This window comes from Labilibaculum sp. (assembly GCF_041595635.1).
In the GTDB taxonomy this organism is placed as follows: Bacteria; Bacteroidota; Bacteroidia; order Bacteroidales; family Marinifilaceae; genus Labilibaculum.
Window position 1 is genome coordinate 15,988 of sequence record NZ_JBFHJW010000003.1, and the last position, 25,153, is coordinate 41,140.

General features: G+C 34.4%; 26 protein-coding genes. 9 read left to right on the forward strand and 17 right to left on the reverse strand.

All coding sequences use genetic code 11. The features are described 5' to 3' along the window. The first annotated feature begins 75 nt into the window (after window positions 1-75). Window positions 76-867, forward strand: a complete 792-nt coding sequence (locus ABYT26_RS01470; RefSeq protein WP_372751109.1) for a DUF4412 domain-containing protein — start codon at window positions 76-78, stop codon at window positions 865-867. A 1-nt stretch (window position 868) separates the two neighbouring features. Here ABYT26_RS01470 and ABYT26_RS01475 read toward each other — a convergent pair whose 3' ends face one another. After that, a complete protein-coding gene (locus ABYT26_RS01475) occupies window positions 869-1,915 on the reverse strand; it encodes a transglutaminase domain-containing protein (protein WP_372751110.1) in 1,047 nt (348 codons plus the stop codon). A gap of 179 nt (window positions 1,916-2,094) precedes the next feature. On the opposite strand from ABYT26_RS01475, the gene ychF reads away from it, so the two are divergent. The 4 genes from ychF (at window position 2,095) to ABYT26_RS01495 (ending at window position 5,813) form a co-directional block, all read left to right on the forward strand. After that, entirely contained in the window at window positions 2,095-3,195 is a 1,101-nt protein-coding gene (ychF, locus tag ABYT26_RS01480) for a redox-regulated ATPase YchF (protein WP_372751111.1), read from the forward strand. 136 nt (window positions 3,196-3,331) lie between these two features. Continuing rightward, the gene (gene crcB / locus ABYT26_RS01485; protein ID WP_372751112.1) at window positions 3,332-3,709 is read left to right on the forward strand and encodes a fluoride efflux transporter CrcB; all 378 of its coding nucleotides are present in this window, start codon (window positions 3,332-3,334) and stop codon (window positions 3,707-3,709) included. Window positions 3,710-3,721: 12 nt separating this feature from the next. Further along, window positions 3,722-4,072, forward strand: coding sequence for a DUF190 domain-containing protein (locus ABYT26_RS01490; protein WP_372751113.1), 351 nt, complete (start codon window positions 3,722-3,724; stop codon window positions 4,070-4,072). Between the two features lie 115 nt (window positions 4,073-4,187). Beyond that, window positions 4,188-5,813, forward strand: coding sequence for an alkaline phosphatase family protein (locus ABYT26_RS01495; RefSeq protein WP_372751114.1), 1,626 nt, complete (start codon window positions 4,188-4,190; stop codon window positions 5,811-5,813). 50 nt (window positions 5,814-5,863) lie between these two features. Here ABYT26_RS01495 and ABYT26_RS01500 read toward each other — a convergent pair whose 3' ends face one another. From ABYT26_RS01500 to mutY, 5 genes are all read right to left on the reverse strand, one after another. Continuing rightward, a complete protein-coding gene (locus tag ABYT26_RS01500; RefSeq protein ID WP_372751115.1) occupies window positions 5,864-6,502 on the reverse strand; it encodes a 4'-phosphopantetheinyl transferase superfamily protein in 639 nt (212 codons plus the stop codon). A 16-nt stretch (window positions 6,503-6,518) separates the two neighbouring features. Further along, the gene (gene gldD / locus ABYT26_RS01505; RefSeq protein WP_372751116.1) at window positions 6,519-7,103 is read right to left on the reverse strand and encodes a gliding motility lipoprotein GldD; all 585 of its coding nucleotides are present in this window, start codon (window positions 7,101-7,103) and stop codon (window positions 6,519-6,521) included. 60 nt (window positions 7,104-7,163) lie between these two features. After that, window positions 7,164-8,495, reverse strand: a complete 1,332-nt coding sequence (gldE, locus tag ABYT26_RS01510) for a gliding motility-associated protein GldE (RefSeq protein WP_372751117.1) — start codon at window positions 8,493-8,495, stop codon at window positions 7,164-7,166. A gap of 30 nt (window positions 8,496-8,525) precedes the next feature. Then, a complete protein-coding gene (locus ABYT26_RS01515; protein ID WP_372751118.1) occupies window positions 8,526-8,951 on the reverse strand; it encodes a single-stranded DNA-binding protein in 426 nt (141 codons plus the stop codon). Between the two features lie 65 nt (window positions 8,952-9,016). Further along, window positions 9,017-10,069, reverse strand: coding sequence for an A/G-specific adenine glycosylase (gene mutY, locus ABYT26_RS01520; protein ID WP_372751119.1), 1,053 nt, complete (start codon window positions 10,067-10,069; stop codon window positions 9,017-9,019). A gap of 152 nt (window positions 10,070-10,221) precedes the next feature. Here mutY and ABYT26_RS01525 point away from each other — a divergent pair, with 152 nt between their 5' ends. The 4 genes from ABYT26_RS01525 (at window position 10,222) to ABYT26_RS01540 (ending at window position 16,016) form a co-directional block, all read left to right on the forward strand. After that, entirely contained in the window at window positions 10,222-10,506 is a 285-nt protein-coding gene (locus tag ABYT26_RS01525; protein ID WP_101259605.1) for an HU family DNA-binding protein, read from the forward strand. Window positions 10,507-10,756: 250 nt separating this feature from the next. Beyond that, window positions 10,757-12,313, forward strand: coding sequence for a ribonuclease E/G (locus ABYT26_RS01530; RefSeq protein WP_372751120.1), 1,557 nt, complete (start codon window positions 10,757-10,759; stop codon window positions 12,311-12,313). A 119-nt stretch (window positions 12,314-12,432) separates the two neighbouring features. Beyond that, entirely contained in the window at window positions 12,433-14,421 is a 1,989-nt protein-coding gene (locus ABYT26_RS01535) for a cytochrome c biogenesis protein CcdA (RefSeq protein ID WP_372751121.1), read from the forward strand. Between the two features lie 203 nt (window positions 14,422-14,624). After that, on the forward strand, window positions 14,625-16,016 hold the full coding sequence (locus ABYT26_RS01540) for an NAD(P)/FAD-dependent oxidoreductase (RefSeq protein WP_372751122.1): 1,392 nt from the start codon (window positions 14,625-14,627) through the stop codon (window positions 16,014-16,016). 49 nt (window positions 16,017-16,065) lie between these two features. Here the strand turns inward: ABYT26_RS01540 and ABYT26_RS01545 are convergent, their stop codons facing one another. The 11 genes from ABYT26_RS01545 to pth form a co-directional block, all read right to left on the reverse strand. After that, window positions 16,066-17,145 (reverse strand): PAS domain S-box protein, encoded by a 1,080-nt coding sequence (locus tag ABYT26_RS01545; protein WP_372751123.1) that lies wholly within the window; start codon window positions 17,143-17,145, stop codon window positions 16,066-16,068. A gap of 293 nt (window positions 17,146-17,438) precedes the next feature. Further along, window positions 17,439-17,738 (reverse strand): two-CW domain-containing protein, encoded by a 300-nt coding sequence (locus ABYT26_RS01550; RefSeq protein WP_372751124.1) that lies wholly within the window; start codon window positions 17,736-17,738, stop codon window positions 17,439-17,441. Window positions 17,739-17,934: 196 nt separating this feature from the next. Beyond that, window positions 17,935-18,342, reverse strand: coding sequence for a nucleoside 2-deoxyribosyltransferase (locus ABYT26_RS01555; protein WP_372751125.1), 408 nt, complete (start codon window positions 18,340-18,342; stop codon window positions 17,935-17,937). A gap of 27 nt (window positions 18,343-18,369) precedes the next feature. Next, entirely contained in the window at window positions 18,370-18,939 is a 570-nt protein-coding gene (locus ABYT26_RS01560; RefSeq protein ID WP_372751126.1) for a hypothetical protein, read from the reverse strand. A 223-nt stretch (window positions 18,940-19,162) separates the two neighbouring features. Next, window positions 19,163-19,630, reverse strand: a complete 468-nt coding sequence (locus ABYT26_RS01565) for a DUF1847 domain-containing protein (RefSeq protein WP_372751127.1) — start codon at window positions 19,628-19,630, stop codon at window positions 19,163-19,165. A 321-nt stretch (window positions 19,631-19,951) separates the two neighbouring features. Further along, on the reverse strand, window positions 19,952-20,998 hold the full coding sequence (locus ABYT26_RS01570; protein WP_372751128.1) for a hypothetical protein: 1,047 nt from the start codon (window positions 20,996-20,998) through the stop codon (window positions 19,952-19,954). Window positions 20,999-21,063: 65 nt separating this feature from the next. Continuing rightward, window positions 21,064-22,587 (reverse strand): apolipoprotein N-acyltransferase, encoded by a 1,524-nt coding sequence (lnt, locus tag ABYT26_RS01575; RefSeq protein ID WP_372751129.1) that lies wholly within the window; start codon window positions 22,585-22,587, stop codon window positions 21,064-21,066. 1 nt (window position 22,588) lies between these two features. Further along, on the reverse strand, window positions 22,589-23,455 hold the full coding sequence (locus ABYT26_RS01580; RefSeq protein ID WP_372751130.1) for a DMT family transporter: 867 nt from the start codon (window positions 23,453-23,455) through the stop codon (window positions 22,589-22,591). A gap of 22 nt (window positions 23,456-23,477) precedes the next feature. Next, the gene (locus ABYT26_RS01585; protein WP_372751131.1) at window positions 23,478-24,017 is read right to left on the reverse strand and encodes a DUF4924 family protein; all 540 of its coding nucleotides are present in this window, start codon (window positions 24,015-24,017) and stop codon (window positions 23,478-23,480) included. A 6-nt stretch (window positions 24,018-24,023) separates the two neighbouring features. Beyond that, entirely contained in the window at window positions 24,024-24,398 is a 375-nt protein-coding gene (locus ABYT26_RS01590; RefSeq protein ID WP_372751132.1) for an RNA-binding S4 domain-containing protein, read from the reverse strand. Window positions 24,399-24,403: 5 nt separating this feature from the next. Next, window positions 24,404-25,045 (reverse strand): aminoacyl-tRNA hydrolase, encoded by a 642-nt coding sequence (gene pth, locus ABYT26_RS01595; RefSeq protein ID WP_372751133.1) that lies wholly within the window; start codon window positions 25,043-25,045, stop codon window positions 24,404-24,406. Between the last annotated feature and the right edge of the window lie 108 nt (window positions 25,046-25,153).

The window sequence follows — 25,153 nt, forward strand, 5'->3', positions numbered from 1 at the left end:
CTTCTTATAATTTTCGTTTAATTAACACTTATTTGTATTTTTGAATCATAACGCAGAATTTTTGGACATTATTTTATGAGAAAATCGCTTCAACATCTACTTTATGCAATTGTTTTTGTGCTGATCATATTTCTAGTTTTGCCGGCTTCCGATGGATTAGTTGTTGAAATCCGTATTTCAAAAAATGAGAATCAGTCGAGAAATGTTTTTTACTTTCAGAAGGATAAATTAAAAATTGTTACGGAAGACATATCACTGATTTTTCTTGAAGATCAGCTGTGTATTTTGGATAATGAGCAAAAAATATTTTGGAAGGGAAAGAGCAAAGAGTTCGATAAAGCTTTAATTTTGCATCGTTTGGGAGCAAATTCGATTTATTCGGCAAAAAGCAGTATTTTTCAACAAGATCTTCCAGAAAAATATAAATATCATCCTAAAAATAAGTCAGCAACAATAGTTGGAAAAGAGGATGAAATTATAGAGGCGAAGATTTATAAAACTCCTGATTTTATTTCTATCGCTGGTTACGCTTCCAGAAGATTTGAAATAAAAGAGGATGATGAATTGGTTGAAGAGGTTTGGATTTCGGATAATTTAAAACATTACGTGAATTACGAATTAAATCTAGAGCTTTATCAGGATTTTATGCGTAGTTATTTTCTTCATTCAGAGTCTAAACTATATTATCATTTAGGCTCTTTTATGGAAATTGTAAAAAATGGTTTCCCTATGAAAATAAATATGTATCGGAATGGAGTTATTACCGAAACAAGAGTAGAAAATCTCATTAAAAAAAGAAATAAGGATTCAGTGTTTATGATTCCTGAAGATTTTAAAGAATGCAATTTAAAAGATGTCTTGAACTAAATTAGTGGTTTTGTATCGGCTCTTTATTGCTTTTGTTTATTTGCTTGTTAACTTGATGCAAATCATCCTGAATCCTTAAAAGCATAATTTTTGAAGAAATATCAGTGGCATTTTCTAGTAAGCTAATTGCTAATTTTATTTTTTCCTGAGCTTTTAGCAAATTACTATTCTGCAAGGAATCGTTTTTTCCATCAGAGTTTTTTATTGTTCTGGCGTATCGGTAATATTCAATGGCAAGATTAAACTTGTTATTTGGGTTGGTTTTGTGAATTTCCCGAGCTGTTTTTAAGTATTGTTCTGCCCTAGATAGTTGATTGAATTGCAGCAAACTATCCAGATAAACATAGGTTTTAGGAGCATTGTTCAAATGTTTTTTAATTTCTTCATCGCCAGCATTAAATTGAGCTAGTGAGATTGGGTTTTCCAAAAATTGCCACATTGGGATAATTGGGAAATGACTCATAATAAATTCTTCAGGACTAAGCATGAAATATTCGTTAGCTTTACTTCTAATTCCAGAATGATGAAGAATAGCATAGGCCCAACTTAAATCGAAAAAATACCAATTATTATTTATTTTCACGAGATTCCATGAGTGAGTTGCACGGTTTTGTAGTATTCTATCTTTAGAGATATACCCACTAATTGCGTAAGAATCGAAACCAGCATAAGAGCAGAAAAATTGAAATAAATTTGAAAAACCTTCACAAACGGCTTTTCTCTTTTTCAAAACACAAACAGGCGATGAACAGTTATTTGATCCCATATAGAATAGTAGGTTAGGGTCGTATCGCAATTCCATCTGATCTTTGTATTCAATGTTATGGATGATCCACATATAAAAGGCGCGAATTTTTTCTTCATCATTTTTGGCTGTAGAAAGTAAATAATCGGAAAGTGAAATAATGTGGTTTGCTATGCTGTCAGGTGTTCTCTTTACGTATTTGTCGATGTTCCGAAAAGTAGAGAATGTTGATTTCTGAGCCTGCCCTAATTTTAGAAACAGGAGGAATACAATAAGAATAAGTATTGTGAATTTTGTATTCATAGCAAAAATTCCCTTTTCTTTAAGATAGTGAAATTATTAGTAGAGCTTTACTAATCAGTATTCATTAACATTTATTTAGGAGATAAAATCTTAAAATTGGCACATCGAAAATTTAAATGTACTTTTGCACAGATTTTTAAAAATTGAATAGTCGCAAATCATATAATACATAAATAAGCATGGCTTTACAGTGTGGAATTGTTGGATTACCAAATGTTGGGAAATCTACCTTATTTAATTGTCTGTCGAATGCAAAAGCACAATCGGCAAATTTTCCTTTTTGTACCATCGAACCAAATGTAGGAGTAATTACTATACCTGATGAACGTTTAATTCGCTTAAGCGAATTGGTAAATCCGCAAAGAGTTCAACCTTCAGTAATGGAAATTGTTGACATTGCCGGATTGGTGAAAGGTGCAAGTAAAGGAGAAGGCTTAGGAAATAAGTTTCTTTCAAATATACGTGAAACCAATGCCATAATTCATGTTTTACGTTGTTTTGAGAACGATAATATAGTTCATGTTGATGGTTCTGTAGATCCAATTAGAGATAAGGAAACAATCGATATTGAATTGCAATTGAAAGATTTGGAAACTGTTGAAGCTAGATTGCAAAAAGCTGCAAAATTGGCTAAAATTGGTAAAAATCCTGAAGCTAAGCGATTAGTTGAAGTGTTAGAAAGATATAAAGAAGCTTTAGAGCAAGGAAAATCAGCTCGTGTAATAGAATTAAGTGAAGCGGATGAAAAGGTGACAACTGATCTGCATTTGTTAACAACTAAGCCAATTCTTTACGTTTGTAATGTCGATGAAGCATCAGTAAAAGAAGGAAACAAATATGTTGATGCTGTACGTGAGGCTGTGAAAGATGAAAATGCTGAAGTTATTATTGTAGGAGCGGGCATTGAGGCTGATATTGCTGAGTTGGAGAGTTATGAAGAAAAGCAAATGTTCTTGGAAGACTTAGGTCTTTCGGAACCAGGTGTAAACAAATTAATAAAAGCAGCATTTCGTTTGCTTGAACTAGAGACTTATTTCACAGCAGGTGTAAAAGAAGTTCGCTCCTGGACTTATCCTAAAGGAGCAAGAGCACCTCAGGCTGCAGGAGTAATTCATACCGATTTTGAAAAAGGATTTATTCGAGCTGAAGTAATTAAGTTTGAAGACTTTTCGAATTTAGGTTCCGAAGCAGCTTGCAAAGAAGCAGGTAAAATGAATGTAGAAGGAAAAGAATATGTTGTTCAGGATGGAGACATCATGCATTTCAGGTTTAATGTATAAGGAAATCAGTTTCCGAAAAAAATGGCTATCCAATTTGGGTAGCCATTTTTTTTATGTGCTGTTTTTATTGAACAAGATTAGTATCTTTATTCTCATTGTATATTATCGATTATTCTTCATTCTTAAATACTAATACATGCTTCGTACAATTTTATTGGTAGGAATAGGTGGGTTTTTGGGCAGTGTTTCTCGACTTATACTTGGGCAAGGACTACATCGCATTTTCGATACTCTTTTTCCAATTGGCACCATGATGGTAAATATTCTCGGCTGCTTTTTAATTGGACTTATTTACTCATTAGCCGAGCGTAATAATTTAATGGGTTCAGATATGAGAATGTTTATGGCGGTAGGGTTTTGTGGTGGTTTTACTACTTTTTCATCTTTTGCCTTCGACCAAATCAATCTTTTAAAAGATAGTGGATTTTTGTATCTTTCATTCTATGTAGGAGGAAGTGTTTTTCTTGGATTTCTCGCAGTATACTTGGGCATGCAATGTCATAAATTATTTTAAATACTAAAAAGTATGAAACTCACAGGCAAAGCCAAATTACTTCGTGTATTTGTTGGAGAGGCTGATCGGGTTTACCAAAGGCCACTATATGAAGCCATTGTTTATGGAGCAAAAAAATACGGTTTGGCCGGAGTAACAGTTCATCGTGGCATTATGTCCTACGGAGCAAGTTCACGAATACATTCTTCAAAAATATTTACTTTATCAAATGACTTGCCTATTATTGTTGAAATAGTTGATACAGAAAAAAAGCTAAGTGGTTTTTTGCACATTCTTGAATTGTTGATTGAAAAATCGGGTGGAGGAAGTATCATTACAATGGAACAGGTGGATGTAATTAGATATCAAGCTCGGCCAAAATAATTTCTTCAATTCTGTAACCAGAAAAGATCCTACAATATCAAAACCAATTTCTTTTTAATCTATCCGAATACATTATATTTGTGGCGAATAATTTCTAACCACAATTAAAAAGATAATGAGTAAAAAATTCGGAAGCCTAATACTAATAGTTCTCCTCTTTACTGTCCAATTTGTAAGCGCACAAGGCACAAGAAAAATTCCATCCGAAAAACCGAAACTCGTAGTTGGTATTGTGGTTGATCATTTGCGAGCTGATTATTTTTTCCGCTATTCAAATTTATTGGGCGAAGGTGGATTTAAAAAATTGATGAATCAGGGAACTTACTGTAAAAATTCAAAATTTAGTTATTTATTTTCTCAAACAGGGCCCGATCATGCTTCAATATTCACGGGTACCCCACCTGCTTTTCATGGAATTATTTCCAACGGATGGCACAATCGGTTGTCGGGAGAACTTGAGATGGCAAAAGATGATTCACAACAAAATTTGATTGGAATTCAGACCAAAGAAAAAGGCGTGTCGCCACACAAACTTCTTGCATCAACATTGGGCGATGAAATGAAATTATTCAATTCTCATTCTCGTGTTGTTGGTATTGCTCTAAATTGCGAATCTGCATTGTTTTCTGCCGGACATGCTGCCGATGGAGCTTATTGGATGGACGATTTGACTGGAAACTTTATTAGTTCGTCCTATTATCAGGATACCTTGTACAATTGGGTGAATAAATTTAATGATAAGAAATTTGCTGATTTTTATCTAAATCGGGTATGGACCCCTTTTAATAAAGGTAATCAGCCATCAATGTCTGATAAATTATTAGGAAAAGTTGGTTTGAATAATGACTTTTTTTATGATCTAAACAAAGAAAAAAAGAATCATGCCTATAAAGCTTTAAAAACTTCTCCTTTTGGAAATATGTTGGTGAAAGATTTTGCCATAGCTACTATCATCAACGAAAATATGGGTAAGGATGATGATGCTGATTTTTTGGCGCTTACTTTTTCTTGTTTGGATGAGAAAAATAGAGAGCTATCGCCTTTTGCTCCCGAAATGATCGATAATTTTATTCGACTGGATCAGGAATTGGAACATTTTCTTTCCTTTTTAGACGAGCAAATTGGAATGGAGAATGTACTGTTGTTCGTTACAGCAGATCAATCGGCGAACTATACACCTGAAAATCTGTCGGAGCAAAATATTCCTAATGGTTATTTTAGTACTTATAACGCCATTGCTTTGTTGAAATCTTATTTCAATATTTTATATGGAAATGGCCAATGGATTTTAGGATACGATTCGCAACAAGTTTACTTAAATCATCAACTGATTGAAGATTCTAAACTTTCGGTTGCTGATTTTCAATTAAAAGCAGCTAGTTTTCTGATTCAATTCACAGGTGTTGCCACCACTACTGCGGCGGAGAGTTTGGTAACCAACAATTATTCACATGGTGTGTTGCAAAAGGTTCAGCGTTCTTTCAATCAAAAACGTTCTGGTGATGTGGTGCTTACCTTAGAACCAGGCTGGATGCATAGCGTAAAAGATGAACGTGATGAAATTGCCCAATATTCATACACCAATCAAGTTCCATTATTTTGGTATGGATGGAAAATAAAGCGATCTACTATTTCAAGATCGATTTCGATAGAAGATATTGTTCCGACAATTTCCAGTTTTCTAAACATCTCTATTCCTTCGGGTTGCGATGGGAATCCAATTGAAGAGTTGGTGAATTAATTGTCTTGTAAGGAAAAATATAAAGAAGCCAATATGGATAAAAGCTATCTCTATTGGCTTTTTTTGCAAGCATAAACGAGCAAATGGTTATCGAACAGTAAATATTTAAATGCATAAGTTTCGGAAAAATCGCTTCTGCATACCTCACCTGTAAAAGAAGAGTCGCTCGATGAAAATGTGTTGATTTTTAACTCTTTAGTCAAGTGAACATCTTTTTTGCCATACATTTTTATTAAGCATTCTTTAGCACACCAATGTTGGTAAAGGTGGATGGTTTTGTTCTTGTCATCGATGCATTGTATCTCCTTTTTTGAAAGAAAACGATTGGCAATTCGATGTACTCTATCCGATAAGTATTCGATATCTAGAGCAATGTTGTACTCTTTACCCAAGAGAATTCCTACGTAGGATTTTGTATGTGAAATGCTGATGTTTAGATCTGAATTAATCAAGTATGGTTTTCCGTGTTCGTTGTTTTGTATTTGAACATGCTCGCCCAAACAGAATTGTACCAAACAGCGAGTGCTTGCAAATTCAATTTTTCGAGACTGACTACCAAAAGAGTTCAATTTGGCTAATTCATTTGACGTTAAATGTACTTTCTCAAGAAGTTCATCCAGCGATTCTGTAGTATTCCAAATAAGTAGTTGGCAAGAATCGTTAATTTGTATCTCTTTGCAAATAGGCATTAATCAATGTATTAACTTATTTCCATTTTAAACTTTCAATCAGACGAACAATGTCTTTATCGATGAATTTAATAACTGGAGCAAGCGAATCGCGATTTGGACGTTCCTTAAAATATAAGGCTCCACGTAAGAAGTGTTTTGTGCTATCTGTAGCAGTAAACTGAATCGATGAGGCAGCATTTCCTGTTATTCGGTAGATTGTTCCATACACATTCTCTTTGGGATTAATGTATAGTTGTTCTGCAATTGCATCGGCGACAATAGAATGTTTATAGGCTAACTTTCTTGAGTCTTCAAGGTATTCTTCCAAATTTTGATCGATTGTTTTGTAGCTGAGATGAATAGTTGCTCTATACTCAGGATATTGAATGTTAATCCAATATTTCTCAGCATCCCTGCTTTGGTCTTTTGCAATTTTAGTCATCGATAACCGATCGAAACTGAATGGAAAGTCAAGGTTCCAATTTTTGTATTCTTTTTGGGGAAAATCAATTCGAAAATAAGCTTTGGGTTTTGGAGTATATTTCTTTTTGCAAGACATAGGCACCCAAGCTATAAGAATAAAAATAAGTAGTACTGAAAAAACGCGAAACAATTTCATAAGTAGTGAATGTGGCTGCTATTGATACTAAGTAAGCAAAGCAAGTTCGAATAAGCGAAATTAATTGTTCTTAGGTAGCTTTGGCAATATAAAACGAATTTTTTTGATGCGTCGCTTATCAACCGCTTCTACAATAAAGTGATGGTGTTTATAGGTGAATTTCTCTTTTTTATCTGGTATTTCTCCTTTTATTTCCAGAAGTAAACCAGCTAGTGTTTCTGCATCACCTTTTATTGAATCAAAAATACTCGAGTCAATTTGTACAATTTTAAAGAAATCGTTTAACGAAGTTTTTCCTTCAAATAAGTAGGAGCCATCTTCCTCTTTGGTGTGGGTAGCTTTTTCGTCATCCGATTCATCAGTAATATTACCAACAATTTCTTCCAGAATATCTTCCATGGTAATAATTCCCGAAGTACCTCCATATTCGTCCACCACAATGGCCATATGGTTTTTTTGCAATTGGAATTCTTCCAGTAAATCGTTTATTTTTTTTGTTTCGGGAACATAGTAGGGAGGACGAATAACAGATTGCCATCGAAAGGTATTTCCTTTGTGGTGATGAGGAAGCAAATCTTTCACGTACAAGATTCCTTTAATATTGTCAAAACTATCGTCAAAAACGGGAATTCTGGACAGTCCTGATTCAATAATAATAGATTTTAATTTACTAAAACTTGTTTGAACATCAGCAGTAATAACATCAACACGGGGAATCATGATTTCTTCCACATTAATATTTCCAAAATTGACAATTCCTTCTAAAATTTCCATCTCCTCAGTGATTTCATCTGCTGTTAACTCCAGAGCTTGAGAAAGATCAACCATCGAAATGTTCTGTTTTTTAGAAACTCGATTGTTAACCAAGGAAGTGGATTTTATTAAAATTGCCGAAAGTGGACGGCAAACCTTCTCTAAATAGTAGATTGGGTAAGTTACGAATTTCGAAAACTTCATGGAGGTTTGTGTTGCATATACCTTAGGAATAAGCTCTCCGAAGAGAAGCAAAAGAAAAGTGATAAATACAACCTGAACTATAAAGCCAAGGGTAGCTGCATCTGAAAAATCAATTAGCGAATTTGTGATATAGCTTGATAGGATAACTATGCCTATGTTGATAAAATTATTACCAATTAATATGGTTGCCAGTAATTTTTCAGGTTTACTGAGTAGATTAATAAGCTTTTTGTTTTTTAGAGTATCTTCTGTTTCAAGATGATTAATATTTTGAGGCGAAAGCGAAAATAAAGCAACTTCGGCCCCTGAAATTACTGCTGAGCAAAACAAAAGAAGTACCATTACAAGCAAACTTATAATGGTACCTATATTTATAGCATGAAAAGTAATATGCGTATTACTTAAAAAAAGTTTCGTTAATTCTTCAGTTTCCAATTTAGTATCAATTAGTTTTTAATAGAATATCTAGAATGGAAGATCATCCGTTTCATCTGCCTTCGGCGATTCTGCACTGGCTGATTGAGGCTCCGCATTCGTTGTTTGTGCTTCTGATCCATTCTCGTTTTTACGACCTAACATTTGTATTGTTGATCCAAGAATTTCTGTTGTGTATCTTTTTACACCATCTTTGTCTTCCCAGCTACGAGTTCTGATTTGACCTTCGACGTAAATTTGCATTCCTTTTTTAATGTAGGTTTCTGTAATCTCGGCTAGTTTTCTCCATACTACAATATTGTGCCATTCGGTTTGCGTTACTTTTTCACCATTTTTGTTGTTGTAGGTTTCGCTGGTTGCTAAGGAGAAATTAGCAACAGCAACACCATTGTCTAGGTATTTTACTTCAGGGTCTTTACCTACATTCCCAACAAGAATTACTTTGTTTACAGACATATCTTATTTTTTTAGATTTAACAATACTTATAAATATACAAACTTATTTTGTCCACCTTATAGTATTATGTGTTATTTAGAATAATATTATTTAAGTGATCTTCAATTAGTTTGGGAAAGGGGTAGTCTGATATTTCTGAGAAATCAATAATTTGATATTTATTTTTTAAGCTATCGATATTCATTTCGATATGAATAAATACGGTGTGCAAATTTTGATGACTTAACTTATGAATTACCTCTCCTGATACCCGGCGAATAATCAAATTTTGATTTCCAAATAACTTTTTCCATTCTATTGTTTGTATTAATTTATCGGTTGAAATAGCTTTATCATACTCAATTAATGGGTATTGATACAAGTTCTTCCATATGTCTTTAATTTCTCTTTTTTCGACTAAAAAACGACTTTTACAAGATAGGAACAAATAGTAAAAATATCGATTTTTAGTTTTAATTTGTTTTGATTTAACTGGTAATTGCTCCACGAGTTTGTTACTATAAGCATAACAGGTAGATAAAAGAGGACAAATCTCACATTTTGGATTTCGGGGAATGCATTGCAAGGCACCAAATTCAATAATTGCCTGGTTGTAAATTTCCGGACGAGCATTATTCATCGTTTCGTTGGCAAGTTTCTGAAAATATTTTTTCCCTTCCGCACTGTCTATCGCTTTTTCTATTCCATATAATCTGGATAAAACCCGATACACATTTCCATCAACAGCTGCATAAGGTAAATTGAAAGCAAAAGATGCAATTGCAGCAGCGGTGTAGGTGCCTATTCCTTTTAATGCTAGAATATCTTTGTGGGATTTTGGAAAAATTCCCTTATATTTGGTGTGGATTGTTTTTGCAGTTTCATGTAAATTTCGTGCTCGGGAATAGTATCCAAGTCCTTGCCACAATTTCAATACTTCTTGTTCTTTGGCTTTAGCAAGATCCGAGATAGTTGGAAATTGATGCATAAAACGGTTAAAGTAATCGATGGCTGTAGCTACTCTGGTTTGCTGAAGCATGATCTCTGAGATCCATATTTTGTAAGGATCTTTAGTTTCTCGCCAAGGCAAGTCCCGTTTATTTTGCAAGTACCAGCTTATGATTTGGTTAGTAAGCATCTTTTAAAAAATTAGTGTCGATTTATTTTTTTTCAAATTTGGGTAAAAATATTTGTTTTCGATTTCATTAATAGCTAGAAATCATATATATTTGCATTCTGATTTGAGAAAATGATGATGTAAATAATTGATAATTAAAGATTTTTTAAGAGATGACTAAAGCAGATATTGTTAACGAGATTTCTAAAAACACAGGAATTGAGAAAATTACAGTACAAAAAACTGTTGAAGCTTTCATGGATACTATCAAAGGTTCTTTGGTAAAAGGAAAGAATGTGTATTTGAGAGGTTTCGGGAGTTTTATCGTTAAGAAAAGAGCAGAGAAAACTGCAAGAAACATTTCTAAAAACACCACGATTATTATTGCTGAGCACTTTATACCAGCTTTTAAACCAGCGAAAACATTCGTTAGTAAAGTAAAAACTAACGTAAAGTAGACTTAGATTGTAATTAATTAAAAATATTAAAGATATGCCAAGCGGAAAAAAAAGAAAGAGACATAAGATGGCTACGCACAAGCGTAAAAAAAGATTAAGAAAAAATCGTCATAAGAAAAAGAAGTAATTCTTTTTAATTGAATGTTTCTAGAAACAAAAAAAATAGATGAACCTAAAGTGCTTTTTTGTACTTTAGGTTTATCTATTTGTAAGAACTGATTATCTTTACTGAAATTAAGAGAAAATAGTAGTGAGTAACGAGCTTGTAATTGATGTAACCCCTAATGAAATTGTAATTGCTTTACTAAGCAATAAGCAGCTAATTGAGTTAACCCGAGAGAAAAATAATCTTAAGTTTGCTGTTGGAGACATTTATCTGGGAAAAGTAAAAAAAATAATGCCAGGTTTAAATGCAGCATTTATTGATGTTGGCTATGAAAAAGATGCTTTTTTGCATTATTTAGATTTGGGCCATCAGTTTCGATCTCTTAATAAGTTCTTACAACAAGCTTTAGCACGAAATGGTCGTCACCTATCCATCTCTAAAATGAGATTGGAACAGGATATCGATAAGAATGGGAAAATGTCCGAAACTGTAAAATCAGGTCAGTACATACTCGTTCAAGTAGCTAAAGAACCTATTTCTACCAAAGGACCTAGATTGTGTTCCGAAATCTCCATTGCCGGAAGGAATTTAGTTTTAATGCCTTTTTCTGATAAAGTTTCCATTTCTCAAAAAATTAGTTCTGCTGAAGAAAAAATGCGTTTGAAGCAACTTCTTCAAAGTATTAAGCCTAAGAATTACGGTGTAATCGTTCGTACGGTTGCCGAGGGGAAAATGGTTGCTGCTCTCGATCAGGAATTAAGATCTCTTGTTGAAAAATGGGAGTCTAGTTTTGAACACATTAGAGATTTTACCCCTCCAAAGTTAGTTTTGGGTGAAATGGATCGAACTACGGCCATTTTGCGTGATATTCTTAATTCTTCTTTTGAGAACATTTACATCAATGATGCTAATGCCGCAAAAGACATTAAAAATTACATTGCAAGCATAGCACCCGAAAAATCAAAAATTGTAAAACATATTTCGGGCGATGTACCTATTTTTGATCAGCTGGGTTTAGACAAACAAATAAAATCATCATTTGGAAAAACAGTATCCTTTAAAAATGGTGCCTATTTAATTATTGAACATACTGAAGCATTTCATGTTGTAGATGTAAATAGTGGGAATCGTTCTAAAGCTGGAAATGATCAGGAATCAAATGCTGTAGAGGTGAACTTAGCTGCTGCTGAGGAAATTGCTCGTCAACTTCGCCTGCGCGACATGGGGGGAATTATTGTGGTCGATTTTATTGATATGCATTCTGCTGAAAATCGCCATAAGGTTTTAGAAAAGATGAAAGAGGCCATGGGACTCGATCGTACAAAGCACAACATCTTGCCATTGAGTAAGTTTGGCTTGATGCAAATTACTCGTCAGCGTGTTCGTCCTGAAATGAAAGTTGACATCCAAGAAGCCTGTCCAACCTGTTTGGGTACAGGAAAAATTACTCCATCCATATTGTTAACCGATCAAATTGAGCAAGCTCTAAAAAGAGTAGTTGATCAGCAGGATGAAAAAAATATTACTTTAAAAGTACATCCTTTTATTGCCGCCTACATCAACAAGGGAATATGGAAAACATTGCGTAGAACGTGGCAGTCGGAATATGGAATTAAACTTTCTGTTCGAGAAATTCCTTCCTATGATATGGTAATGTATAAATTCTTCGATAAAAATAATCAGGAAATAGAATTGAGTTAGTTGTGTTTCAACCCACTTAATTAGTGGCTTTTTGAAACTTTGTTATCATTTTGTTAAAGGCTTTGTTAAGGTGCATTATAATACTAATTTTAGGTGTTAAAGCAAATAAATTAAAGCACATGAAACAAAAATTTCTTTTTTTACTCCTACTAGTTTTCTTTAGTAGCCTATTTACTTTACAGGCACAAATACGAGAGACAGTATCTTGGGATTTCTCAACAGAACAACTTGATAATAATGAAATAAATTTGGTATTTACTGCCCAAATTGATAAAGAATGGCATCTTTATTCCCAGCACTTTCCTGATGGGGGACCCATCCGTTTTAGTGCAACTTTTACCCCATCGGATCAGTACCAATTGATTGGTGATTTGCAAGAAATTACCAAAGCTAGCACAGAATATGATGACATTTTTGAGATGAACATTCAGTATTTTGTGCGAGAGGCAATTCTAAAACAAAAAGTAAAGTTACTTTCCGAAACTGCATTTTCTATTCAAGGTGAGATGGAATATCAAACTTGTCGTGAAGGTGAGTGTGTGATGTTTACCCCAGATTTTGAGTTTAAAGTAAATGCTTCTAATGCGGAATCAAGCCTTGATTCTAGTAGTGAAGTGAAGGAAAAATTTAGCCCAATGAAGAATCCTCGTAAGGAATATTCATCTCTGTGGTCTTTATTCTTTATTTCATTCACATTTGGATTGATTGCTTTGCTTACTCCATGCGTGTTTCCTATGATTCCTATGACGGTTTCTTTTTTTATGCACAGTTCTGAAAACAAACGGAAAGCCATTTTTAATGCAGTGGTTTATGGGCTATCCATAATTGGTATCTATACTATTATTGGTACAATTGTGGCGGTAACCTTAGGACCAAGTTTTGCCAATTGGCTGAGTACACATTGGATTCCTAACATTCTTTTCTTTATTATCTTCCTGATTTTTGCTTTTTCTTTTTTCGGTATGTTTGAAATAACTATGCCTGGATGGATTGTGAATAAATCAGTCTCTAAGGAAGATAAGGGAGGAATTGCAGGTTCGTTTTTTATGGCTTTTACCTTGGTTCTAGTTTCCTTCTCATGCACAGGGCCTATTGTTGGGTCAATTCTAGTGAAATCTGCTGGAGGTGAGGTTTTGGAACCTATTGTTGGTATGTTCGGATTCTCCCTGGCTTTTGCCTTACCATTTACTTTGTTTGCTATTTTTCCTTCATGGTTAAATAACTTACCTAAATCGGGTGGTTGGTTAAATTCTGTAAAAGTAGTTTTAGGATTTTTAGAATTGGCTTTAGGGCTTAAATTCTTGAGTATTGCCGATCAAACTTATGGTTGGGGACTTTTGGATCGTGAGATCTATCTGGGAATTTGGATTGTGATTTTCACTTTATTGGGATTTTATTTGTTAGGAAAATTGAAGTTTAGTCATGATAGTGAAATTAAATTTATCTCGGTGCCCCGATTAATGCTTGCTATTGTTTCGTTTTCATTTGTTGTTTATATGATTCCTGGTATGTTTGGAGCCCCATTAAAAGGGATTTCTGGTTACATGCCTCCTCAAACAACGCAAGATTTTGATATTGCAGCTATTGTAAGAGATCAGTCGGGAACATCAAGTAATATACGTGAAGCTGAATTATGTGAAACACCAAAGTATGCTGAAAAGCTCCACTTACCACATGGGTTAAGAGGATATTTCGATTTTGAGCAGGGACTTGCTTGTGCAAAAGAGCAGAACAAACCTATTTTTATCGATTTTACTGGTCATGGTTGCGTGAATTGTCGTGAGATGGAAGCGAATGTGTGGTCGGATCCGCGTGTACAGAAAATTTTACGAGAGGATTACGTAATTATTGCTTTGTATGTGGATGATAAACAGACTTTGCCAGAATCAGATTGGGTTACCTCTACTTACGATGGAAAAGTGAAAAAAACCTTAGGTAAGAAGTATGCTGATTTCCAGATTACTCGTTTTGGTGTGAATGCCCAACCTTACTACGTTTTAATGGATAATGAAGAGGAAAGTTTGGTAGAACCTAGAGCTTACGATTTAAATGCTGATAAATTTGTAGAGTTTCTCGAAAATGGGAAAAGGGAATTTCAAAACAGATAGTATATACTTTAGTTAAGAAAATGGGTCGGAATGAAATATCGTTCCGACTTTTTTTATGCCCGATTTTTTAGGTGTAGGTCTTCTTGTATTTATAATCATTAAAGAGAGTTTTATGTGATTTGAATTGAAATAATTCCTATTTTGAAGGTTTGTCTTTTGAAAAAAGAGAAGCCGCATTAATCTGTAAAATTTAAATTAAACGTATGAAGAAATACGATGTGATTATTGTTGGAGCCGGTCCTGCTGGTATCTTTTGTGCCTACGAATTGGTCAAAAATCGTGAGGATTTAACAATTTTAATCCTTGAAAAAGGGAGAGGAATGGACAAACGAAATTGTCCTAAACACACCAATGGTGGAAAATGTGTGCATTGTAAACCTTGCAGTATTACTACTGGATGGGCTGGTGCAGGCGCTTTTTCAGATGGAAAACTTTCTCTCTCCCCTGAGGTAGGAGGTACTTTGCCCGATTATTTGGGAATGGAGGAGACCATCAGTTTAATAAAATATACCGATGAGGTTTATTTAGATTTTGGTGCGGCTTCCGATATTCATGGAGAGTCGCTTAGTATGGAAATGCAGGCTATTCGAAAAAAAGCAATCGAAGCGAATTTAAAATTAGTGCATTGTCCGGTCCGCCATTTAGGTACCGAAAAAGCTCAGGAATTGTATCGAAAACTATATGATTTTGTAACGGATAAAGGGGTAGAGGTGCATTTTAATTGTGCTGTTGAAAATCTCATTTTAGAGGGTGATCAGATAAAGGGAGTAAAAAACGGAAAAGGGGATTATTTTGCTGATAAAGTAATGGTCTCAGTGGGACGCGATGGTGCCGATTGGTTGATGAAAGAGTGCAGTAAAGAGAGTATTTTGACCGAAGTTGGAGTGGTTGATATTGGAGTTCGCTTGGAGTGCAGAAATGAAGTGATGAAAGAAATTAATGATAATTTTTATGAGGCGAAATTGATTCACTATACTCATACTTTCGATGATAAGGTAAGAACTTTTTGTTCAAACCCAGGAGGTTTTGTATCCTCGGAATATTACGACGATAATTTAGCCGTGGTAAATGGACATTGCTTTAAGGATCTGAAAAGCGACAATACCAATTTTGCTTTGCTAGTTTCACAGAAGTTTACCGAACCGTTTAAAGCTCCTATTGAGTACGGAAAGCATATAGCTCGCTTGGCCAATATGCTGACTAATAATCAAATTTTGGTACAACGATTTGGTGATTTAATTCGAGGTCGTAGAACCACTTCAAACCGACTGTATCGAAATAATATAATTCCTACTTTAAAGGATGCAGTTCCTGGGGATTTAAGTCTTGTTTTGCCGCATCGCATCTTGAAAGATATTGAAGAAATGATATTGGCATTAGATAAGGTAACACCTGGTTTGGCTTCCGATGAAACTTTATTGTATGGTGTTGAAGTAAAGTTTTATAGCAATATCACGAAAGTGGATAATACGTTTCAGTCAACATCGGTTAAGAACTTGTATCTGGGTGGAGATGGAGCAGGAATTACCAGAGGATTAATGCAAGCTTCGGTAAATGGAGTTGTAATTGCCCGAGAAATGTTGAAAAAAATGTAAAAGGAATATGGTTGTGGGTGTTAGGTTGAGTTTTTGTGGTGATAATGAATTACGAATTGGGAAGGTAAAAACTAAAAGTGCTTCCTTTATTCGGGCTACTCTCTACTTGCACCCGGCCGTCAAGCTTTTGAACAATACGTTGCACAATAGATAATCCTATACCATGACCTTGAATGTGAGTTTGGCTCAGTTTCTGCGGCTCGGTAAAAACAAGTTTACATTGCTCTTCATTTAAGCCCAAGCCATTGTCTTTTACCCAAAATTTACTGTAGCCATTTTCTGTTTTCGAACTGCCAATTTCGATTTTAGGAGGAGTTCCTCCGTACTTAATTGCATTTTGTATGTAATTGTACCAAACCTCTTCAATCCAAGGACCATAACCAAGGGAAGTTTCAAACTGTTTAGCAACGTATATTTTTGAATCTGCTTTTTCTGAATCGGAAATGCGACTAAGGGCTTCTTTTATAATATTTTCCATAGCTAATGGTGTTTTTTTTACCTCTTCTTTTTTAAGAGTCGAGAATAAAAGTATTTCCTGAATAATTTGGTTCATTTTATAAGCACTGGAAACGGTCATTTCAAGAAAAGAATTTTTCTTTTCATTGCTTAAATCTGGCTTCTTCAGAAGCAGTTGGCTAAAGCCAATAACGCTATTTAGCTGAGAATGGAGTTCGTGAGCGATAGTATGGGCAAAAGCATCTAGTTCTATATTTCTGCTTTTAAGTTCGTTTTCGGCTTTAACACGTGCGGAAATATCCGTAATAAATGCCAGTCCAATAGGTTCGTTTTCGGCCTTAAAAAAACTTAAGCTAATTTCGAGAGGTACTTGAGAGCCATCCTTTTTTATTCCTGAGACTGTAGAATTAGTGTGACCCATTGATCGTACTTTTGGAGCCGAAAAATAATCTTGTAAATGCTTTTTATGATTTTGTTTATACTTATTGGGAAGTAATACGTCAATGCATTGTCCAATCAGTTCTTTTTCAGGATAGCCAAACAGCTCGTTGGTTGCATGATTAACCATTAAAATAGTGCCTTTTTGATTGATGAAAACAATACCTTCAGCCATGGATTCTATTAGTAAAGGCACCGAAATCTTATGTCTTAAAATATCAGTAAAATCCATCATACGCAAAGTGTAAAATAAAATTCAATAGAGAATAACTTCTTGCTGTTTATTCCATTGGGTTGATAGTATCTCTCTAAATTATTCAATAAACACGTGTAAACAAATTTTTTAATGTAAAAAAATGCTTTCGCTAGCTTCGTAAGCTAATTGTATTTGTTGTGATGATTTATCTTTTAATGAGAGGGGAAAATAAATGATAAATTGAGGAAGTATTTGGAAGAAGGGGTGTAATTTTGAGAATTGGATGACGGAGAGTGAGAGTGCCAAGAGATATTAAATTAACGAGTTTATTTCTAATCGTTTTTAAGAAATTCACTACATATAAGTTGAAATTCCCGTCCCTCGTCATAATTTACAGATTTAAAGAAACTACAATTAATGCAGTTAAGTAGTTTGTCTTCTATATCACCTTGAACTTTGTCATTACATAAGGTATTGGAAACAGTCCAGCAATATCGCCCAGAATTTGTACCTCCATTAATTCCAGAAGTTAGCTGCTTGGTACTTGCAGGACAAACACCTAGTTCTTTCGTGTTGATTCCTCCAGCTTCCCGACCGCAAGAATAATATTCCCAACAATTCATTTTTCCCATACTTTTATAATTTTTTATAAAAGTAGAATTTAAAGTATTAAAAATCAATTTTTTTTTGTTGATCGTACTTTTGTTACGGTAAACCAAACATGTTTAGTGATGAGTAGCTTATTTGGTCTTGCAATAGACTGATTATTAATTGGTAATGTGGATTTTGTGCTTGATTTGTCTTAAAAAATTATATAGATAAGCGTTGTTATTGATTACCTGTAAAGAACTTTTTAAGGATTGTTTTTGCATCATTCAGCTCTGCATATTCAAAACATTGTAAGTCGGAACAACCACGAATCATGGCTGAAGTTGTTTTGCCATTTATACTTCTATACAAGCAAATTATGGGCTTTTTTAAGTGAATTGCTCGTCCAATTTCGTAGCCTACGCCAAGCGAAGGCACAGTAACTTCAGCAATCACGATATCCGATTCTCTTACCCATTTCATATCTCTATCGTGTATTTCCTGATCGCTGCTGTTTGTATCAATCTTTTTAGAACCGATGTGTTCTGTGAGTACTGTACCATATTGCTTTAAAGCTTTAATTAATTCATGGTACAAATCGGTGTCTTGTTGTCCTCCTCTGATGGAACCTGAAAAATATATTTTCATTTTGTAGCTAATTTTCTAGAATATCAATTAGTTGAATTGTTGCTGAACTTTTTCAGGTATCAGTTTTTTAAGACCTTTTGCCTTCGGAGAATCAACATCGATATATTTCCAGTCGTCGGAATTTTTATGGCTTATCGCCAGCATCGAACGATGTGCATGTATCGTAAAAGAGTTATTTTCTTCCTTATATGTTACGTTTTCTTTACCAAACTCATTCTCGAATTGGCTTTGCAGTAACAAACTTCCTTGCGACATAAGCCCAGATAGCTTAATGTTGATGATTCCATAGTATTGAATTTTACAGTATTTTTCGCTTCCATTCACAACTACTTCCGATACATTGTCGATGGATTTAAAGTCGGTTGTCATGTTTACCCCTATTTTATCCATTTGTTCGAGTCCCTGAACCATATTTTCTTTGCTCATCATCTCGAACATTGGTGGATACATCATTTGAGTGAGAGTATTCCATTCCTTGTTGTTAAAGGCACTTGTATAATTAATTAAATCTTTTTTGAAGTGTTCTTGTAGTTGTTTTTGAGCAAAGCTTGAAGTTACTATAAAGCTAAGAATCAGAAATAAAGTAATTCTTTTCATATCCTTTGTTTTAAATTCCGAGGAAGATAATAAAAAGGATCCGATCTCAGGATTAAAAAATGTTAAAGTAATTATTCATTCAGACTACTTATGCTTCTGATTTTTATGAGAAGATGGGCTATAAGGTATGGGTTGATTGTAGTATGCAAAAGGTATTTCTAGGTAGAAATGAAATTTCTATTATTTTACTTCTTTTTCAATTTACGTTCCTAATAATAATCTTCTATAACATAGCTTCAATATCCGAAATGGCTTTAGAGGGATTGTTGTTGTTTGTAAAATCTTTATCGAACAGATTGGTGACTAAAGCTTCCGATTTTTTCGAAAAAATCATATCATGACCAACACATAAGCCCATTGAAATATTTAAATCTGTGTTTTTATGGTTTAAATAATCGGCTTGTCCTGCAGGGTTACACATGATTCGCTTGCTTTCTCCACCTAGAATATTTTTTTTGGGAAGGCGTCCGTACTTGCAATCTATAGTGTAAACATCGAAATATTTAGAAAAATATTGTTCTAGCAATTGAGCTTCGTATGAGAAAGTTATGCAGTGAGCAATTCCGATTCGTTCAAAATTAGCTCCTCTGGCAAAATTCATAATTTCTTCAATTCGGTTCGATCGCATGCTTGTATAATCGTCGTTTACTTGCATTATCTTGCGAAATTCGGCAGTATATAATTCGCTCATTATTGTATGTTTTTAAATTTGATTGATGAGAACTATTGTAATAGCTAATATTCCTTTATAAGGCTCAATATAGATATCAATAATTCACAAATATAACGAGAATATTCTCAATACAAAATGTAGATTGTTGTATTGAAATTCTCTTGGTTAGGCTTACTAACTGGTTTTATTCATATAGGTATAGCTTTGATAGTTAAAGTGAATTGATTTAAAAATAAAGTAAGCAGACTCATTTTGGAAGGGAAAATGCAAAAATAGAAAAGACCAATTCCTTTGGGAATGGGTCTTTTCTTGTTTGTTAATCTTAGTGAAGGATTTTTATTATTGCAAACGAATTTTGCAATTATTTGCTCTGATAGTTAGTTTTGAGAAGGCTTCCTTTTCACCTACACGACCTTTTGCTACAAAGGTTTTTTTATCGGCTGTTGCTACATTGTTGAGAATGAAGTCGGCTGAATTGTCGAATTTTACTGATTTGTGGTTGATTTCGTAAGCAATTTGACTGCCTTCCATAAAGCTTAAACCAACATTTCCATATTTTGAATCTATTTTAATAAAGGAAAACATGTTGTTGATGTTGAATACATTTATGTTGCCAAATTTTAAATCAAAATCAATTTCGCCGCCCATTTGACTAATTTCAAATTTACTGAAATTGGAAGAACCGTAGAGGTATTCTAGTTCTCTCACATCAAATTTATCTCTTGCCGAGTTAATGCTGATGTAATCGGCTACGCCTATTGAGAATTCAGAATCACGACTTTCTCCTGTCAATTTATTTGCATTTTCGATATTTATTGTCGAATTACTAATATTTAATTTTGCATTATTGGCTCCCTCTACATTAAATGTACTTCCAGCAATGGTAAAACTATTTTCACCCGTCAGGTTTTGAGCGGTAAACTTACCATTATTCAGGTCTAGGTTTACTTTACCATTATGGTCATCCATAAAAATATCTCCATCTTTTTGTACTAGATCCAGATTTACGGTTGAAGGTATCATTACGGTAATTTGTATTTTAATATCACCTTTATTAAATAGTGAATTCGATAACTTTTTAATCGAGAAGAAATCGCCCAATACGGTTTGAGCCATTAGTTGATTTTCTCCTTGAGTAAAGTCGATGCTAATGTTATCTACTATTTTTTGGGTTTTTTCATCATCAGAGCCCTCGGCACTAATTGATATTTTAAATTGAATTTCTTGTTTGTCCCAATTTTTGATTTGAATTTTACTGTATTTAGAATCAATTTTGAGGTTTTCGCTTACTTCAAAAGTTTTATCAATTTGTTTGTGTTTTGTGATTGCATCTGCCGATCCAACAAAAAGACAAATCCCTAATAGGGAAAATATAAATCGTCTCATAACTAGTTTACTATAAATTTAAAATGATTTATTCAAAAAACTTAATGGGTATAAATGTAAGGCATTTAAGGTCTTCTTTTTACATTTTCTTGGGTGGTAATGCGAATTTTAACAAAGATTAATAAAAGAATTCCGATAAACAGAGATACACGACCTATGGAATCTCCATGTTGAGAATAAAAAGTTTTTCTCGTTCTTAGTTCCAATTTCCCACTTAGTACTGTTTGTTTCCACCATTTGGATTTAGCAAGAATCGTGCCTTTTGAGTCGATGTGTGCCGAAATGCCATTATTTGCTACACGAATATAGTCGCGCCGCGATTCGATGGCTCGGAGTCGACTAAAATTAAAATGGTGTTGATATCCGGGTGTGTTCTTCCACCATCCATCGTTGGTAAGCATACACAGAAAACTGGGGAGTTGTGGAACTCTTTGTGCACAATAATCTCCAAAAATCGATTCGAAGCAAAGTACAGGAACAACAGCAATCGAATCGGAAAAAAAATAATTTTGATCGCTTTTATTGCTATAAGTTGCCTTAAAACCACCAATGTTTAAGGAATAATCTTTCAAAAAAGATAGATAGTTAGCAAAGGGAATTCGTTCGAATAAGGGAACTAATTTTGTTTTGTGGTAAAATTGAGGGGCAAGCGTATCGCCTATAAAAATGGCCGAATTGTATAATTCTGAATTGATATTACTGTGAGTACCTAGTAAAATTTTGGTATTGGGATATTCCTTTTTTAGGTTTAGTAAACGTGAATAGTACAAAGATTTGTTGGGGTTGTTTTCATCTATCGATTCTAAAATCATAGTTTCGGGTCCCAGCAAAAAATCCACAGCTTGAATCCTGCAAATTGAATCTGCTGTTTTTAGAAAATCCCTAAAGTGTTTTTCTTCTTTTTCAGGAATAAATTTTTCGCTGTATGGATCAAGGTTTGGTTGCACGAGTGCAAAGCATAGGCTGCCATTGGTTTTTTCGGTTTTATAAAATAATGAAAGAGAAAAAAGAAGTGGGATTATTATGAGTAGAACGATTCCTGATGTGCGTAAAATAGGCTTTTTTTTCGGGTTCTTAAGTAAGAAATAGATAGCAATATTTACAAGAATTACCCAAAAACTTCCACCTCGTGTTCCGGTAAATTCGTACCACTGTACCCATTTGGGTGCCGAGGCAAAAGCATTTCCTAAATTCAACCAGGGCCAAGCCAAATCCCACCAGGTATCAAAATATTCAAATCCTAGCCAGATAATTAAAAAAGGAAACAGGATAGAGATTTTGAGGGTTTTTCTGCTTCTACTGATCAACCAGAAAATCAGAGCAAGCAAAAGAGAATTAATTAGAATAATGAGCACGACTCCTGTAATTTGGGCTTTCCCGACCCACCAGTACGACATAGTGTTCCAAACAAAAAAGCTTAGGAAGGCATAATTAAACAGGAGGTAAGAATTCTGATGATTGATGGTTTTTTCTTCGAGCCAAAGAAGGGGAACCCAAGCGAAAAAAATTACGAAATATAGTGAGGGAATGCAAAAAGGCATGCCCAATAAAATTCCTGAACTAATAGCAAGAAGAATCTTTTTATTCACTTTAGCGGTGCGTTAGATGGACTCCAACTAAGATAATAATAATGGATGCAATTTGTAGAATTGAAATGTGATCACCACCAATAACAGCTCCCCAGAATATGGCTACAATAGGAATAAGGTAAGCAATAGAGGCAGCAAAAATATGTGATGATTTTTTGATCAAGCGATTGTAGAATATGACTCCAGCAAAAGTTAAAATGGCCAAAAATGAAAGCATTAAGGCACTTTTCGAGAAAGTTTCAGAGGCAAATGGTGCACTTAAATCAGTAAAAAGTAAGAAAATACCAGCCATTGGGCCAACAAATAAAAAGGCTAGGGATGCAATTTCTGTTCCGTTAAGTTTTGGCAAGACAAAACTCACCAAGTTAATACTGATAGCAATGGATAATATGGCCATGAAAACATAGAATACTCCCCAAAAATAAGAAGTTCCAAAGGATTCACCCGAAAAGCAAATTAGTAAGCTTCCTGTAAGACCTAACAGAATGCCACCTAGTACTTTCTTTGTAGATTTTGATTTGAAAAATAGAATGGCAATGCACAGTGTAATCATGGGGAGCATGGCATTAAGCATACCAGCTACCGACGAATTAATTTGAGTTTGAGCCTTAGCAAAAAAATAGGAAGGGCCAATGTTTCCTGCCACCCCTGATAGTAGTAGTGGCACGATGTTATCTTTGGATAGTTTTTTGAAATTTTTAGCTATTAAAGGAATAAACAGCACAAACGACAAAAAAACCTGAAAAGCGGCCACTTGCTGATGATTGAAGCTTTCCAAGGCTATTTCCCTTAAAATATAGGGGCTTCCCCAGATAAATGAAACTACTAAAAGTAGGATCCAATTGCTATATTTTCCTGATGGGTTCATTCTGTTTTGGAATTTAGTGTGTTTACTCTTTTTCTTCTTCGAAAGCTTTGTATTTTGCCGTTAGCTCAGAAATTAATTGGCTAAAAGTACTCACCGCTGCCAAAGTATCTTTCGAAATTTCCTTTCCTTGTAATTTAAGCATCAAAATACCATACAAAGCAGTAAGACAAACTTCAACATCGTTAGTTTCCTGATCCGCATTTGATTTTTTGCGAAATTCGAGGATATTACCCAAAGCTTTCTGATACTGGCTATTGTACTCAGAATCTTTCCCTTTGCTTAGTAAAAACACGTGATAATCAAACAATTCATTCACATTGTTTTTAATAATTTGCAGATGGCCTTTTTCTTCAATTTTTTCAATTTTCATCATTTCAATTAAATTCTCGTACCAATCTTTAATTTCTTTTTGTACGGCTTCTGTTTGATTGAACTGTTTGATGATATTTTCTTCAATTTTATCAATATTGAACTGGTAAGCTCTAATGATATCCTCAACTTGCCACATGTAAAGAATATATTCGGCCAAGTTGGTCTTCTTTTTATCTTGTGCTATTATCATATTTTTTTATTGTTTAAGCTTATCAATTAATCGTCTATCTAATTTTGTAGGCCTTCCAGTTCCTCTATCCCGTGCTTCAAAACCATGAGTTTTAGTAGCTTCTAATAAATCCAGTTGATCCTGTGCTGTTATGTCTTTTACAAAATCGACTGCTAATTTGGCGCCCATTCGTTTGCCCGATATGGCGGTAACTCGATAACTGCGTGTAATTGGAGGAAAACGCACATCAATTTGTTCATTTAGTCGTACTTCGCGAGATGGCTTTACATGCACACCGCCAATGGTCACTTTTCCTTTTTTACAAGCTTCGGCCGCCATACTTCTGGTTTTAAAAATACGTACAGCCCAAAGCCATTTGTCAATTCTAACCTTATCCTCCATGGCTATTATTTTTCTGATTTTTTAGTATTGTATGCTGTCATGGTTCTTTGAACGCCAATGGTACTCATTCCTTTTATCATGTTGATACAAATCTTAAAAAGTTCAGGCAGTTGGTCGAGTTCTTCACTACTCCATTCCCCTAAAACATAGTCTATTTGTTGGCCTCGACCAAAATTAGCACCAATGCCAAAACGCAAGCGATTGTAGTTTTGATGACCAAGAGTTTGGTTGATATGTTTTAGTCCATTATGACCGGCATCGCTTCCTTTAGGGCGCAATCGTAAGGTTCCAAAGGGCAGAGCCAAATCATCTACCAAAACCATCATGTTTTCAACGGGAATTTTTTCTTTCTGAAGCCAATAGTTAACCGATTTTCCACTTAAATTCATGTAAGTATTTGGTTTAACTAGCACAAAGCTTCTTCCTTTAAATTTGTATTCGGTAACAGCTCCATATCTGGCTTCTTTAAATTCGAGATTTTCCTTCTCTGCCAAAGCATCCAGAATTCTAAATCCGATATTGTGTCTTGTGTTTGCATACTCAGCGCCAATATTTCCAAGGCCGACAATCAGATATTTCATATCAATATGTTTTTCTTTTGGATGAGTTTGAATTCGCCCAAATAGTTTTTTAAGAATTGAGATCATAACAAAGCCAAAGTTAGAATATTCGTCGCATTTTTAACGAAAACCTTGCATCCATTCTTCCTATATTAAAAAAACCTCCCATTCTTGAAAAAATGGGAGGTTGTATTT